Annotated in this window: 10 protein-coding genes; 2 read left to right on the forward strand and 8 right to left on the reverse strand. The window is 62.5% G+C overall.

All coding sequences use genetic code 11. From position 1 onward, the window contains the following. Positions 1-3: 3 nt before the first annotated feature. Genes efeB through Q0T48_RS19595 form a run of 3 tightly spaced genes read right to left on the reverse strand, consistent with a single transcriptional unit; the run spans position 4 to position 3921 of the window. A complete protein-coding gene (gene efeB / locus Q0T48_RS19585; protein ID WP_295959990.1) occupies positions 4-1305 on the reverse strand; it encodes an iron uptake transporter deferrochelatase/peroxidase subunit in 1302 nt (433 codons plus the stop codon). Continuing rightward, on the reverse strand, positions 1302-2447 hold the full coding sequence (locus Q0T48_RS19590; RefSeq protein ID WP_295959992.1) for a hypothetical protein: 1146 nt from the start codon (positions 2445-2447) through the stop codon (positions 1302-1304). The genes efeB and Q0T48_RS19590 overlap by 4 nt, the downstream gene beginning before the upstream one ends. Before the next feature lie 28 nt (positions 2448-2475). Then, complete coding sequence (locus Q0T48_RS19595; protein WP_295959994.1) at positions 2476-3921, reverse strand: carbohydrate porin; 1446 nt, start codon at positions 3919-3921, stop codon at positions 2476-2478. Positions 3922-4229: 308 nt separating this feature from the next. Here Q0T48_RS19595 and Q0T48_RS19600 point away from each other — a divergent pair, with 308 nt between their 5' ends. Beyond that, entirely contained in the window at positions 4230-4715 is a 486-nt protein-coding gene (locus tag Q0T48_RS19600) for a hypothetical protein (protein WP_295959997.1), read from the forward strand. Between the two features lie 178 nt (positions 4716-4893). Here Q0T48_RS19600 and acs read toward each other — a convergent pair whose 3' ends face one another. Further along, the gene (gene acs / locus Q0T48_RS19605; protein ID WP_295960000.1) at positions 4894-6882 is read right to left on the reverse strand and encodes an acetate--CoA ligase; all 1989 of its coding nucleotides are present in this window, start codon (positions 6880-6882) and stop codon (positions 4894-4896) included. Between the two features lie 199 nt (positions 6883-7081). Between acs and Q0T48_RS19610 the strand changes: the two genes are divergently transcribed. Next, positions 7082-7690, forward strand: coding sequence for a YqhA family protein (locus tag Q0T48_RS19610; protein ID WP_295960002.1), 609 nt, complete (start codon positions 7082-7084; stop codon positions 7688-7690). Here Q0T48_RS19610 and Q0T48_RS19615 read toward each other — a convergent pair whose 3' ends face one another. The 4 genes from Q0T48_RS19615 to Q0T48_RS19630 form a co-directional block, all read right to left on the reverse strand. Further along, a complete protein-coding gene (locus Q0T48_RS19615) occupies positions 7691-10930 on the reverse strand; it encodes an EAL domain-containing protein (protein WP_295960004.1) in 3240 nt (1079 codons plus the stop codon). 111 nt (positions 10931-11041) lie between these two features. Continuing rightward, a complete protein-coding gene (locus tag Q0T48_RS19620; RefSeq protein ID WP_295960007.1) occupies positions 11042-12001 on the reverse strand; it encodes an alpha-E domain-containing protein in 960 nt (319 codons plus the stop codon). Between the two features lie 24 nt (positions 12002-12025). Further along, positions 12026-13543, reverse strand: a complete 1518-nt coding sequence (locus Q0T48_RS19625; RefSeq protein WP_295960010.1) for a circularly permuted type 2 ATP-grasp protein — start codon at positions 13541-13543, stop codon at positions 12026-12028. 145 nt (positions 13544-13688) lie between these two features. Beyond that, positions 13689-16151 carry a DNA internalization-related competence protein ComEC/Rec2 gene (locus Q0T48_RS19630; protein ID WP_295960014.1) on the reverse strand — a complete coding sequence of 821 codons (2463 nt, stop codon included), beginning with the start codon at positions 16149-16151 and terminating at the stop codon, positions 13689-13691. Positions 16152-16160 lie beyond the last annotated feature (9 nt).

Here is a 16160-nt window from a genome sequence, read left to right on the forward strand (position 1 = left end):
AGATTAAGCGGAGGCTGCGGCGGCTTCAAACAGAGCCGCGCCAAGGTACGAGCCAGCCTGTACGCCGGGGGGACAGGCAAAAATGCCGCTGCCGTTGTGGGTGGTGAACTGGTTCATGGTGTCCAGCCCCGCCAGGCGGTGGTTGGTCGGAATAAAACTGGTGCGCGGGTCTTTTTGGTAGCAGAAAAACAGCAACCCGGCATCGAACTCGACCGCCTGCTTCCAGGGGGGCCAGCGTTCGGAGTGGAAGTTGCTGCCGTCGTGGTACGAATAACCGCGCCGCAGCATTTGCGTACCGCCGTTATTGGCCGCGGCCGACAACCGGATGTGCGCCGCTTCAGGCACCACCAGTTCGCCATCGGGGTCCACGGCCTCCAGGTCGGCCGCATCGTGCTCGTGCAGCTTACCCAGTGGGGCGCCGCTGGATTTTTTGCGGCCCACCACCTGCTCCTGGAAGTCCAGCGGCATGCGGTCCCAGTGCTCCAGGGCAATGCGCACGCGCCGGACCACCATGTAGCTGCCGTCGCGCATCCAGGCCGGGCCCTCGTTGCCAACCCAGACCACGTTGCGCATCAGCGCGGCCTGGTTGGTGGCCGGGTTGTTGCTGCCGTCCTTGAAACCCATCAGGTTGCGTGGTGTTTCTTTGCGGCTGTCGCCGGTGAAACCCGTCTGGGTCCACTGCAGGCTGGCTTTGCCGTAGGCCGCGCGCGCCAACTGGCGGATGGCGTGAAAGGCCACCTGCGGGTCGTCCGCACAGGCCTGCACGCTCAGGTCACCACCGGTTTTTTCCGTGATCAGCTGGTCGCCGTTGAACTTGGGCAGATCGACCAATGCCGCCGGGCGCTGACCGGCCAGGCCGTAGCGGTCCACACCGTTTTTGCTGAACAGGCCGGGGCCGAATCCAAATGTCAGGGTCAGGTTTTCAGGCGGCAGGCCCATGGTCTCGCCCGAATCGCCGGGCAGTGGGTCGGCGCTGCCGTCCGGGGTATAGCTACCGGGATAAGCCGGTTCACCGCGGGCCAAGCGCGCCGACACCTCGGTCCACTGGCGCAGCAGGGCGATCACGTCCGCGCGCTTGTCGCTGTCCAGCGCGAACACCGCAAAATAGGTGTGCCGCTGCGCAGGCGTGAGGATGCCGCTCTGGTGCGGGCCGTGGAACGGCACGCTGGCCACAGAACCGGAGTGTGCAGCAGGTAATTTGGCAGCCTGCGCCGGACCCAGCGCCCCGGCCGCTACCGCCAGCCCCCCGGCGGTGCCAAAAAAGCCCCGGCGCGACACCTCCGCAGGTGGGTTCACGGGCTTCATTGCGCCAGCACGAGCGTGTTGACGTCGTCTTCCACGTAATAAAAGCTGCCGCCCCCAGCGTGCATGGCCAGGCCAAACAGGTCGCCATTGCCGGGCGGGGTTTGGGCCTTGTTGGCATCGATCCACTTGGCGTAGAGCTGGGTGCCGGTGGCGGGGTCAATCTCAATCACCTTGCCGTTCAGACCGTTGGTCACCAGCAGGTGGCCCTGGGGGGTCATCACCATGGCCAGCGGGCGCGACAGAAAGCCGCCGCGGGTCAGGGTGCGACCGACCCCGGCACTGGTGCTGCGGGTGGTGGCTTCGCGGATCTCGCTGATGCGGTTGCCCAGCGCGTCGGATACGTACAGTTTGTCGTCTGCGCCCAGCGCCAGTCCGGTTGGCCCGACGATAAAGACGCTTTTATCTGCCTGCTCGCCAAAGCCGTGCGCCACCACGGTCTCGTCCACCATCTCGGGCGGCTGCTGGTCGGCCAGTTTCAGCTCGATGCGCAAAATGGTGGACTGGTTGAACACCGGCGGTTCGCCGTCTGGCGAACCTACGCCAAAGCCCACATTGCTGACAAACAGCGTGGCGCTGTCGCCCTTGTCGATCACCGCCATATTGCCCCAGGGGTCGTTGATTTTTTCGTCGGCAAACACCTTGCGCACCGTGCCCTGTGCATCCAGCGCAATCAGGCAGCCAGGGCCTTTGGTGCGCGTGGTGCCGTCGTTGCTGGGCGTGCTGCCAACAATGACCCAACCGGACTTCAGCACTGCCAACGCCGTGCCCAGGCCCACACCACCGGGGCAGCCCGCCAAGTCGTGCGGCAAGGTGGCAAAGGTGCTGAGCTGTTTGGTCGCCGGGCTGTAGCTGACGATGGTGGTACCCGTGCCCTGCAGGTTGGCGGCGTTGTTGAAGTTGGAGATGTACACATCGCCCTGCTGGATGCGACCCACGCTGGTGGGGGCCACAAACACGCCGTAGGGGTTTTGGTCGCCGTTCTCTGGCACGGTGGACACCAGGGTCACGTGCTTGCGGATGGCCGGCAGCAACCCGGGGACGACATCGTCGGCCCAGCTGGCGTTACCCAAACCGAGCACGATCAGAGACAGTGCCGCCGTGGCAAGGCGGGTACGAGAAAAATTCAAGGGCAAAGAAATCATGGAATCAGCTTCTTAATAAAGTGGAGCATCAAAACGTGATGTTGGTACGCAAACCGACCACCACTTCACGGCCAATCAGGCTGGAGCCGCCCAGGCTGCCGGGGTTCAGCACGCCGCCGCCAGGGTGGTTTACCACCTGGATGTCGCTCTGGATCTGCAACCAGGGGTTGACCTGGTACTGGTAGGTGGCTTCGACAAAGGTTTCGTAGTGGCGCACGGGGTAATAGGCCCCGCTGGCCATGGCGGTGTCGCTGTCCAGACCGCGGGCACCGCTGGCCACCTGCACATAGCCAAAGCCCAGGCCAACGGTGTCGTTGTCACGCCCGGCAAACGGGCCTTTCAACGACACCCCGCTGTTCAGGCTAAAGCTGACCAGGTTGCGGTCGCTGGGTGCGCCCATGGCGCGCGCAAACACGGCCAGGCCCTGGCTGGTGTCGGGCACGCTTTCCCACACCAACTGGTCGGCCACGGCATAGAAGCTGTAGTTGCCCTTGTGGTTCAGCGGGGCGCCGCTGCTGGCCGGGTCTGCCAACGACAGGCCGTCGCTGCCGTAGCGCTGGTCGGCAAACTGGGCGTTGTGGTACCACATGCCGACCTTGTAGGTGCCGGGCAGACCTTTGTGGCCGCTGCCGGTTTCCAGCTGGCCCAGGGCGGGCTGGTTGATGGCGTACTGCAGCTCGGCTATCCACAGCGTGCCGCCTTTCAGGCTGAACGCCGTACCGTGGCGGTTGTGGTCGTTGCCCGCTGCCGTGGGGTCGCCATCAAACACCCCGGCCAGCACGGTGATGGCGTCGGTGGGATGGGCCCGCAGCCGCACACCCAGTGCCGACATCGGGTAAGCCGGGCCACCTGCAGGCAGGTCGTAGGATGGCACAGCGGGCCAGCCCATCATGGTGTTCAGAAACAAGCCGGAATAGGTGCTGGTCATGAACTCCTGGTCCACGCTTTGCTGGCCGAGCTTGATGTCAAACCGGTTGTCGTCGGTAGCCTGCTGGTACCACAGCTCCCACAGCTTGGTGTTGCGGTCGCTTTCGATACCGCTGGCGGTTTGCAGGTTGCTGAGCTTGCGTTGGCTGAGGTTCTTGCCGTGGATGTCGATCAGGCTCAGGTTGCCGGTGCCGCCCGCCACACCCCAGGCTTTGGCCGAATCCAGCCCCAGCGTCAGGGTCGTCAGGCCGTCGTAGTCAAAACCATGGCCGGTGCCGCCGCTGACGTTGCCCAAATACTCGCTGGTTTCGGTCAACCCCAGCGAGATGCCGTGGCTGGCCAGGCTGGAGCGCAGGCCGCCCATGTCCCCCAGCGCCGAACTGCGCGACCAAAAGCCCGTCCACTGCCCAATGGGTTGCGCCGCAATCACACGGTTGGCCTCGGGCAGGCTGGCATCGCCACGGGCATCGTCTATCGCTTCGGCCTGCACTGCGCCGTAGCCCAACGCTAGTGCAACGAAAAGGGTGGTGTATCGGATCGGAGTCATGCTGCGCCTGCGGACGGGGTGAAAAAGTACCAGGAATTGATGTCGCGGTAGAGCTCTAAACCGCGTGGCCAATAGAGATCACGAATAGTAATGATTTGCATTTGAAATTTGACCCCACGCCCTCCTTTCAACAGTAAAGCGGGGTAAAGATACAAATACAAACAAATGGGCGGAGATTTTTACAGCCCTCGTTTCGACTTTATATGCTATTTATTTAATAGCTTTTAGTGCATGTTAAATATGGGCTGAAAGCACTTTTAATACCTATTTTTTTGACTAAGCCACAGCCTGTAGATAATGAGACCGACATGACCGACCTCCACGCACTCCCACCGGGCCTCGTTGCCGTCACTGGCGGTGAACGCACCGGCAAAACCAGCCTTTTGCGCCGCCTCAGTGAAGCCGGCGCGCAGTGGCTGGATCTGGCTTTACCCCACCAGGATGACTTGGCTTCGCAAGAGATATGGGCTGCCCTGCAAAAGCGCAGTCCGCATTGGGATGCCGAGGTGCACCAGCATCTGGTGAAGGCCTTGCTGCTGAGCCCACACCAGAGCAAGAAACTTTACATGCTGTCCACAGGCAGCCGACGCAAAGTGGCGCTGGCAGGTTTGCTGGCCTGCGGAGCCACGGTGACGTGTCTGGACCAGCCCTATGCCGCACTGGACGGGGCTTCGATCCGGGTGGTCAACGGTTTTTTGAAGGACGTGGCCGAACACACCTCCCGTACCTGGGTCGTGGCCGACTACGAGGCAGACCCGCAACTGCCATGGCGGCAGGTGATCCCATTGGACTGATCTGGGTGGGCGGCAGACAAACCGACAACGCTATATATTCAATAGCTACTTGCGTAGACTCTATATGCGCTAGAAGCCTAAAAAGCATAAAAAAGAGGGCATAGGCGCCCTCTTTGAGAAACACCGTGGAACCGGTGCTGCCGGGCCACGGGTGTTGTTGCCGTCCAGAACGTAGGCGTTAGTAAGCCTGACCCAATTGGCCCAAAATGGCCGGGTTCTCCAGCGTGGAGGTGTCTTGCGTCACCGCCTCGCCCTTGGCCAGGTTGCGCAACAGGCGACGCATGATCTTGCCGCTGCGGGTTTTGGGCAGGTTCTCACCGAAACGGATGTCCTTGGGCTTGGCGATGGGGCCAATTTCCTTGGCCACCCAGGCGCGCAGCTCGTTGGCGATTTGCTTGGCTTCGTCGCCGGTGGGGCAGCCGCGCTTCAAGACCACAAAGGCGCAGATGGCTTCGCCGGTCAGGTCGTCCGGGCGGCCCACCACGGCGGCTTCGGCCACCAGAGCGGTGTGCGAGACCAGGGCGGATTCGATTTCCATGGTGCCCATGCGGTGGCCCGACACGTTCAGCACATCGTCGATACGGCCGGTGATGCGGAAGTAGCCCCGGTCGGCACTGCGCACTGCGCCATCACCGGCCAAGTAGATGGTGCCGCCCATTTCTTCGGGGAAATAGCTCTTTTTGAAGCGGTCCGGGTCGTTCCAGATGGTACGGATCATGCTGGGCCAGGGGCGTTTGACGACCAGCAGGCCACCGGTGCCATTGGGCAGGTCGTTGCCGACTTCGTCCACGATGGCGGCCATGATGCCGGGCAGCGGCAGCGTGCAGCTACCGGGCACCAGGGGCGTGGCACCGGGCATGGGCGACATCATGTGGCCGCCGGTTTCTGTCTGCCAGAAGGTGTCCACAATCGGGCAGCGCTCGTGGCCGACGTTCTTGTAGTACCACATCCAGGCCTCGGGGTTGATGGGCTCGCCCACCGAACCGAGGATGCGCAGGCTGTCCAGATTGGAGCGGTCGGGGTGGACTTTTTCGTCCGCCTCGGCGGCCTTGATCAGCGAACGGATGGCGGTGGGTGCGGTGTAGAAAATCGTGCACTTGTGGCGCTCGATCATCTGCCAGAAGCGCCCTGCGTTCGGGTAGGTGGGGATGCCTTCAAAAATGATCTGCGTGGCACCAGCCGCCAGCGGGCCGTAGGCTACGTAGGTATGGCCGGTGATCCAGCCGATGTCGGCCGTGCACCAGAACACATCGTCGGGCTTCAAATCGAAGGTCCAGTCCATCGTCAGCTTGGACCACAGCAGGTAGCCGCCGGTGCTGTGCTGCACGCCCTTGGGTTTGCCGGTGGAGCCAGAGGTGTAGAGGATGAACAGCGGATGCTCGGCCCCCACGGGTACGGGCGGGCAGTCGCTGCTTTGGCCTGCCGTCGCCTGGGCAAAGGTCTGGTCGCGCCCGGCCACCATCGCGCAGGCGGTGGCGGTGCGCTCGTACACGAAAACGTTCTTGATCGACTCGCAGCCGCCCATGGCGATACCTTCGTCGACGATGGCCTTCAAGGGCAGCTCTTTGCCGCCGCGCATCTGGTAGTTGGCGGTGATGACGGCCACGGCACCGGCATCGATGATGCGTTCGTTCAGGGCCTTGGACGAAAACCCACCAAACACCACGCTGTGGGTGGCACCGATGCGGGCGCAGGCCTGCATGGCGATCACGCCTTCCAGCGTCATGGGCATGTAGACCAGCACGCGGTCGCCCTTTTGGATGCCCGCGGCCTTAAGCGCATTGGCAAACTGGCTGACCTGTGTGAGTAACTCTTTGTAAGTTGTCTTTTTGACCGTGCCGTCGTCGGCTTCGAAGATCACCGCCGTCTTGTTTTCGGTCGGCGTGCCCATGTGTTTGTCCAGGCAGTTGGCCGAGGCATTGAGCTCGCCGTCGGCAAACCACTGATAGAACGGTGCGTTGGACTCGTCCAGGGTTTGGGTGAAGGGCTTGTTCCACAGCACGTTTTCGCGCGCCAAACGGGCCCAGAAGCCTTCAAAATCGCTTGCCGCCTCGGCGCACAGGGCGTTGTAGCCATCCATGCCACTGATGCGGGCTGATTTTTGCATCGCCTCGCTGGGGTGGAACACGCGGTTTTCAATCAACACGGACTCAATGGCAGAACTCATGGGTTTGTCTCCTCGATGGATGGTTTTACTTTAAAGAACTTTCGTGGTTTCGGGTGCTCTGCACCCAAACACACGAAAGCCCGGTGTTGTCGCTGGCGTTAATGTCGGGCTTGGCTCTTACGTATTGCTGACTTGGAAAAACGGTACGAACCCTGATCCTACAATCCAACTTTGCAATTAACGCACCAAAACCCCAAAAATGTCCGAATCTACCCCGCCAAAACCCAAGCCGCTGCGCCCCCTGCCCCGCTTCATTTTTGCCAGCCGTTGGCTACAGTTACCTCTCTACCTGGGCCTGATAGCAGCACAGGCGGTGTACGTGGTGCATTTCCTGGTGGAGTTGACGCATCTGGTGGAGGCCGCCTTTGGCAACCAGACCGCGCTGGAAGCCTTGGTCAGCAGTATTGGCTACAAGGATGCCGCCGTACCCAGTGCGCTGAACGAAACCATCATTATGCTGGTGGTGCTGGCGCTGATCGACGTGGTGATGATCTCCAACCTGCTGATCATGGTGATCGTGGGCGGCTACGAGACCTTTGTGAGCCGCATGGACCTGGACGGCCACCCCGACCAACCCGAATGGCTGAGCCACGTGAACGCCTCGGTGCTGAAAGTCAAGCTGGCCATGGCCATCATCGGCATTTCGTCTATCCACCTGCTGAAAACCTTCATCAACGCGGCCAATTACGATGCCAAGGTGCTAGTGGCACAAACCGGCATACACGTGGTGTTTTTGCTGAGCGCACTGGCAATTGCCTATACCGACAAACTGCTCACCGCCACCTACAAGGCGGCACGGCACGATTAATCAAGTCGAACCAGATACCGGGTGGATGCGCCGCCGCTCGGGCTGCAGCTTGCGGTCTTGCAGCCAGGGCGCAAAGGCCACGGCCGGCATGGGGCGGGCAAAGTAGTAGCCTTGCAGCTCGTCGCAGGCCAAAGCCTTGAGCTGGCCCGCCACCTCGGCCAGCTCCACCCCTTCGGCCACCACCTTCAGGCCCAGGGTGTGGCCCAAGGCGATGATGGCGCGGATGATGGCCAGATCGGTAGGGTCGGTCAGCATGTCACGCACAAACGACTGGTCGATTTTCAGCTTATCGATGGCAAAGCGCTTAAGGTAGGCCAGGCTGGAATAGCCGGTGCCAAAGTCATCGATCGACAGGTGCACGCCCAGGGCTTTCAGGGCCGCCAGTTGCTCCACGGCCAGGCTGGTGTTGTCCATCAGTACCGACTCGGTGATCTCCAGCTCCAGCGCGGCAGGCACGATGCTGTGGTCTTGCAGGCATTGCTGTATCTGCGATACCAGCCCGGCATCGGCCAACTGCAGGGCCGATAGGTTCACCGATACCGTCAACGCGGTAAACCCTTGCGCATGCCATTGCGCTAGTTGCCCGCAGGCTTGCTGCAGCACCCAGGCACCAATGGGGCGGATCAAACCGGTTTCCTCGGCCACCGGGATGAAGCGGGCCGGCGACACCGAGCCCAGCGCGGGATTGTCCCAGCGCAGCAAGGCCTCAACCCCCACCACCTCCAGCGTCTCGGCGTTGACCTTGGGCTGGAAGTGCAGGCCGAATTCGCCGCGCTCCAGGGCATGGCGCAGTTGCTGCTCCAGCGTCTGTCGCTGCTGGGCCAGTTGCTCGATTTCGGGTTCGTAAAACCGCGCCATATCGCGCCCAGCGTTTTTGGCGGCATACATGGCAGCATCGGCACGGCGCATCAGCAAGGGCAGGTCCAGGCCGTCATCCGGGTACAGCGCAATGCCGACGCTGCACGAGACTTGCAGGTCGTGGCCTTCAACATGGTGGGTCTGGCGGATCAGTGGAATCAGGCGGCGCTCCACCGTCTGCTGCACCTCTTCGGGTCCAGCCACGCCGCGCAGAATAACCACGTATTCGTCACCACCCAGGCGGCTCACGGTGTCATCGCCGCGCACCGCCTGGCTCAAGCGGCTGGCCACCGAGCGTAGTACGCCGTCGCCAATGTGGTGGCCCAGTGTGTCGTTGATGTTTTTGAAGCGATCCAGGTCGATGAACAACACGGCCACCCGCTCGCCGCTGCGCTGCGCGGCCTCGATCGCGGCCTCCAGCCGGATCACGCACAACGCCCGGTTGGGCAGCTCGGTCAGCACATCGTGCTGGGCCAGAAACTGCACCCGCGCCTCGGTGCGCTTGCGGTCGGTGATATCGACCGAGATGCCGATGTACTGCGACACCGCGCCAAAGCGCGAACCGTCGCGCACCGCAGAGATCATCAGCCACGCCGGGTAGGTTTCGCCCGAGCGTTTGCGGAAATGGACCTCACCCTGCCAGGCATCGCGGTCTTGCGACAGGGCATTCAGGCTTTGTTCCACGGTCGCCGCTTCCGTACCTTCCAGCAACACACTCAGCGGCTCGCCAATCACCTCGTAGAAGTCGTACGAGGTGCTGCGGCAAAACGCCCGGTTGACGCTCAGAATCTTTTGCTGCCCGTCCATGATGATGATGCTCTCGCTAGAGGCCTCAAACACCTTGGCCCAGAGCTCCAGGCGGCGCTCCATCACCTTGAGTACATTGATCGGGGTGAAGGCCGTCAGCACCGCATCCCGCCCCTGGAACTGCAGCCTGCGGGCCGACAGCACGGCCCACGAGGGCTCGGCCCCGCCCAGCCAGCGCACCTCGAACTCATCCACCTTGCCCTGGTCCGACAGCTGCTGGAAAAACCGCGCACGTACGCCCGGCTCCAGTCCGGTGCGCCAGGGGTCTCGGGTCTGACCTGCCAGCCACGGCAGTGCCGGGGCGTTGGCGTGCAGTACCTCGTGGTCGGGCACCGAGGTGACCACCAGCGCAATCGGAATCGCCTCCACCAGCGCCTGCTGGGCCTGGGCGGCACGGCTGCGGGCGGCGGCTTCCTGCTCGGCCAGCCGTTGCTGGTCCAGCTGGGCCAGCATGCCGTTGAAGGCGGTGACCAGTTGGCCAATTTCGTCCCGGCTGTGCCACACCGCCCGGCGCGAGTGGTCGCCGGTCTGGCGCACCGCATCGGCCACAGAAGCCAGGTTCTTCAGAGGCCGGGCGATCTGGCGGGCTACCGCGTAGACCAGACTCAAAATGCAGCTGAGCAGCAAAAAGGCCGTGCCCAGGTGCAGCCACATGCGGTTGAACAGCGCATCCACCCGCTCGTGCAGCAGCCGGTCCAGATCGGTGGCGGTGCGGGCCCAGGCCTCGGTCAGCGCCAGCAGCGAATCGCCGTAATGCTGTTGCAGCAGCTCCAGGTTGTGCGGATTGGCATCGCCATCGGCGAGCAGCTGCACCGCCGCCAAAAATTCGCCCAACCGGGCCTCCAGCACGGTACGGCTGGCCTGCAGCGCGGCGCGCTGCGCCGGGGTGCCTGCGGCAAAGGCCTGGTTGTAGTCCGAGCGGATACCCAGCGCCACGGCATCCAGCCGCCCGGCCAAAATCAGAAGTTCGGTGCGCCGGTCTTGCACACCGGACGGAATCGCCACCGCCGACGGGGCTTTGGGCAGGATGCGGATGGTGTCGTTGAGCACCTCCAACAGCTCGGGAAAGCGCAGCACCACCAGCGACATGGCGTAGTAGCTATCCAGATCGGGGTCCAGGATCAGGTTGGACTGGTTGCCCACGGTCGTCAACAACTCGCGGGCTTGGCGCAGCATGGGCCGCAGGGCGTTTTGGTGCTCGACCGGGCGGGTCTCGGTGTCGAGCTGCTGCCAGCTTTCTACAAAGGCCTTACTGGCCTGGGCCGTCTGCAAGGCCTCGTCGTGGCGCATGCGCAAGGCATCCAGACGCAGCAGGGCCACCGACGATGGCAATGCACCAGTTTGGGGCGGTAAAAAGGGCTGCATGAGTACATCACGCACCGCCACGCTGTAGGCTGTGCCGATGATTTCTTTACGGGTGAAATCAATCGACTGGAATTTCTCGTGGATCAGGATGCTCGACACGTAGATCACGGCGGTCAGGTCGAGCAGATAAATCAGCGTAAGTTTGCGCCCCACGCTCAAGCGACCCAGCCAACGGGTGAAGATTTGGGCGGGTTTAAAGCCTACCGGCACAACGTACGCGCACGTGGTTTCATGCCATAAAACGACACCACCCCACAGGCCACCAGGGGCCTGTGGGGTGGTGTTTGTGGGTTGCCGATCCGGAAACCGTCAGCTTGCATCTCAGGTGGTCACCGGCACCAGGAACTCGCGGCTAATGTGCGCGCCCAGCTCGTTCACGCGGTCCAGGAACTGCGTCAGGAAGGCGTGCAGGCCGGTGGCCAGGATTTCGTCGATGCGGGCAAACTGCAGGTCGGCGCGCAGCTTGCCAGCGCGGCGAAGGGTTTCGCTGTAGGGATTGGTGGACACCAGCGACAGGTTGCTCAGCACCTCGTTCAGGCTGCCGTGCAAAGAGCGAGGCATGTCGGCACGCAAGATCAGCAGCTCTGCCACGCGCTCGGGTTTGATCACGTCGCGGTAGACCTTGCGGTACACCTCGAAGCCCGAGACGCTGCGCAAAATCGCGCTCCAGTGGTAGAAGTCGTACTCTTGGTCCTTCTCGCTGGCGGCACCGAAAAAGTCGCTTTGCACGGCGTGAAACTTCACGTCCACCAGGCGCGCGGTGTTGTCGGCCCGCTCCAGAAAGGTGCCCAAGCGCGTGAAGTGGAAAGCCTCGTCCTGCAGCATGGTGCCTAGCGTCACACCGCGCGACAGGTGCGAGCGGAACTTGACCCACTCGAAGAACTGCGCCGGGTCGGTTTCGAAATCGCCCGCCTTGAGCATGCGGTTGACTTCCAGCCAGGTGGTGTTGAGCGTTTCCCAGACTTCGGTGGTCAGGGTGCCGCGCACTGCACGGGCGTTTTCACGGGCTGCACGCAGGCAGGAGATGATGGAAGATGGATTTTCTTCGTCCTTGACCATGAACTCCATCACCTCTTTGGACGTGATTTCGCCATGCTTGGCCATGTAGGGCTGCAGCAGTTCGCTGATGGACAGCAGGCCTTGCAAGCCCACTTGGGCCACAGCGGCCGACTGGGGCAGCAGCGCGGTTTGGTAGTTGATGTCGAGCATACGGGCCGTGTTCTCGGCACGTTCGGTATAGCGGGACATCCAGAAAAGATGGTCGGCAGTGCGTGACAGCATGTTGTTGTTCCTGTGGTCTGTTGTCTACGATTGGGTCTGGATTTGCGTCTCTGCTGGAATAACAGGAACCGTCGCAGGCACTGCGTCGTCTTCCAGAATCCAGGTGTCTTTGGTGCCGCCACCTTGCGATGAGTTAACCACCAGCGAGCCGTCTTTTAGGGCCACGCGGGTCAGGCCACCCGGCACCATCTGCACGGTTTTAGCCGACAGCACATAGGGCCGCAAGTCGATGTGGCGCGGTGCAATGCCGCTCTCCACAAAGGTCGGGCAGCTGGAGAGGCTGAGCGTGGGCTGGGCGATGTAGCCGCTGGGGTTGGCCAGCAGGGCCGCGCGGAATTCTTCGATTTCGGCCTTGGTGGAGGCCGGGCCGACCAGCATGCCATAGCCGCCTGCGCCGTGCACTTCCTTGACCACCAGGTCTTTGAGGTTGGCCAGGGTGTACTTCAGGTCTTCCGGGTTGCGGCACATGAAGGTGGGCACGTTGTTCAAAATCGGCTTTTCGCCGAGGTAGAACTCGATCATCTTGGGCACGTAGGGGTAGATCGACTTGTCGTCGGCCACGCCAGTACCCACACCGTTGCAGATCGACACGTTGCCAGCCCGGTAGGCTGACATCAGGCCGTCGCAGCCCAGGGTGGAGGTAGGGCGGAACACCTGCGGGTCGAGGTAGTCGTCGTCCACGCGGCGATAGATCACATCCACGCGTTTCGGGCCGCGGGTGGTGCGCATGTAGCAGAACTTGTCCTTGACGAACAGGTCTTGCCCTTCGACCAGCTCGACACCCATTTGTTGGGCCAAAAACGCGTGCTCAAAGTAAGCGCTGTTGTACATGCCGGGGGTCAGCACCACCACGGTAGGGTCAGAGGTGGCGGCGGGAGCCGAGGCACGCAGGGTTTCCAGCAGCAAGTCGGGGTAATGCGCCACGGGGGCCACGCGGTGGCTGTTGAACAGGTCGGGGAAGAGCCGCATCATCATCTTGCGGTCTTCCAGCATGTAGCTCACGCCGCTGGGCACACGCAGGTTGTCTTCCAGCACGTAGTACTCGCCATTACCCTGGGCATCCGGGGCGCGGACGATGTCGACACCGGAGATGTGCGAATAGATCTGGTTGGGCAGGTCCACGCCGATCATCTCGGGGCGGAACTGGGCGTTGTTCATGATCTGCTCGGTGGGGATGATCCCCGCCTTCAGAATTTCCTGGTCGTGGTAGACGTCATGCAGGAAGCGGTTCAGAGCAGTGACGCGTTGCACCAGGCCTTTTTCCATGCTGCCCCACTCTTGCGCGGGAATGATGCGAGGGATCAGGTCGAAGGGAATCAGTCGCTCGGTGCCCGAGCCGTCTTCGTCTTTGGCACCGTACACCGCAAAGGTGATACCGACGCGGCGGAAGATCATTTCCGCTTCTTCACGGCGCTTGGCCATCATGTCGCCTGGCTGCTTGGCTAGCCAGGCATCGTAGATTTTGTAGTGGTCCCGGATCTGCTTGCCCTTTGAGAAAAACTCGTAAGGTAGCCCTGTGTACATCTCGTCAAATTTTTGCATAAATAAGTCCATCTCCTGATAACAAAGCATAGCAAGTAGCGCGCCAGGTTGGTGCAAAAACAAGCGACCGATAGGATGTGCGGGCTAATCCATGCCTATGTGGCACATCCACGGTACCCATCGTAGCGCTGTTTGCCGGGCAGTCTCACGGCGGATGGTGCTGCCAGTAACGGGGATCGTCCTGGCGGTCGCAATGCATCTGGGAGGGTGCCGTGGATTGCCAGCTGGCAGCCCCGCAGTGGCTGCTATCCACCACCGCGATGCCACGCTGCTGGTAGCGCTCCAGCACCGGCGGCGCAGGGTGGCCAAAACGGTTGCGGTAACCGGCCTGCACCAGCGCAAAGCGCGGCTGTACCGCATCCAGAAACGCCGGGCTGCTGGAGGTTTTGCTGCCGTGGTGCGGCACCAGCAAGACATCGGCCCGCAGCGGCACCTGGCGGGCAAGCAACGCGGCCTCTTGCGGTTGCTCAATATCGGCCACGAGTAACGCCGTGTAAGTGCCGTTGGAGACGCGCAACACGCAGCTCAAGGCATTGGGCTTTTGCACGCTGTCGTAGTCGGTGGCCTGCGGATGCAGCACATCAAAACGCACGCCATCCCAGGTCCAAGCCTGGCCCGCCGCACAGCGCTGCACGGGGCGTACGGCCTGCAGGAGGTTACCCGCTTCGATAGAGCTCAGCAGAGCGGCCTGCGGTTGGGTTGCCAACAACGAAGCCGCGCCACCGCTGTGGTCGCTGTCGCGGTGGCTGACGATGACCGTGTCTACCGTTTCGCCCAGCGCCCGCAGCAGCGGCACCAGCACGCGCTGGCCCGCATCGCTGTCCAACCCAAAGCGCGGCCCGGTGTCAAACACCAGCGTGTGGGCCGCGGTGCGCACCACCACGGCGTTGCCCTGCCCGATGTCGGCAGCCAGCAGCCCAAAATGCCCAGTGGGTGGGCGCGGGGCTTGCCACAACAGCACCGGCAACAGCAGCGGCACGCCCATCACCCGCCAGCCCCAGGGCAGACGCAGCACCAGCAATACGCCACCCAATATGGCCGTAGCGCCCATCCATAATTCAGGGGCAGCTACAGAAACCGTAGCAAACGGCACACGCACCAACATTTGCAGCAGCCAGCCCAGCGCGTCGATGGCCAGCGCTGCCGCCTGCCACAGCGGCGGCACCAACACGCCCAGCATGCACAGCGGAGTGACCACCAGCGTGACCCACGGAATCGCCAGCAGATTGGCCAACAGCCCCACCACCGACACCTGTTGGAACAACAGCAGCGTCAACGGAGTCAGCGCCAAAGTGATGGTCCACTGCTCACGCAACATCAAGCCAAATCGACTTCTAGCGCTTATGTTACCTTCGCCAGTAGCTCCTAAATCAGTAGCAAACAGCACAGCTACCGCCACAAAGCTCAGCCAGAACCCAGCCTGCAGCAAGGCATACGGGTCGATGGCCAGCACCACCGCGCAGGCCAGCAGACACACCGACGACCAAGGCCATTGCCGCCCACTTACCCGCAGCAGGCCCATGGTGGCCAGCATCCAGATAGTGCGCTGCGACGGCACACCCCAGCCGCTGAACACGGCGTAGACCATCGCCAGCAGTACACCACCGACCAGCGCCACCTGCGGCACGGGCCAGGCTTCGCCCGCGCGCCAACCCAGTGCATCGCTGCGCCGCCACAGCCAGCCCACACACGCAGCGGCCAACCAGGCAAACATGGTGACGTGCAATCCAGAAATGCTCATCAGATGCGCCACGCCGGTGGCCCGGAACAGGTCCCAGTCGGCGCGCTCGATAGCGTTTTGGTCCCCCACCACCAGCGCGGCGATGACCCCGGCCAAATGCCGGTCCACCACATGCAGATAAATGCTGTCGCGCACCGTTTGCCGGGCGCGTTCCACCGGGTGCTGCCAGGTATCGGCCAGTCGCTGTGGCGCTACCTCTTTGGGCCCGGCGCGCACGCTGCCGGTGGCCTGCACGCCCTGCTCCCACAGCCAGAGCTCAAAATCAAAACCGTGGGGATTGCGGCCACCGTGCGGAGCCTTAAGGCGCACCGTCATCTCCCAGCGCTCCCCGGCGCGCACATCACCAGGTTGGCGCTGCAGCTCGAGTTGGGTAGCGCTGCCGCCCGCGCCAAAAGCCAGCATGCCGCTGTACCAAGCCAAGTCGATCAGCGGTGGCACGGCCACGGGGCCGGCATCCAGCCGCGCCGACTCCACATGCAGGCGAAACCGCAGCCCCGCTTCGCTGCGCTGTGGCATCGCCACCACAATACCGACCACACGGATGTCATGCCCCTCCAAATTCGCATCCAGAGAGGTATTGGAAAATGCCACTGCCCGCCCGCCACACAGACCGAAAGCCAGCAATAGCCCACCTAGCAGCGCCACCAGCCAACGCAGCGTGCCCGCACCGACCGCCAACCACAATGCTATTTTATTAATAGCTACCAGCGCAATCAACATAAGCGCCAGCAGCATAAAAACCATATAGACCCAGCCCGGCCACAGCGCGCCCTGGCCCAACTGCAGGCCGGTACCAAGCGCCCAGCCGAGCAAACCCGGGGCCACCAGCGCCACACGTTTGATCTCAGAAGGCCACTGGTTTTGCATAGGGTCATA

It is taken from the genome of Rhodoferax sp., assembly GCF_025354435.1.
Taxonomy (GTDB): Bacteria; Pseudomonadota; Gammaproteobacteria; order Burkholderiales; family Burkholderiaceae_C; genus Rhodoferax_B.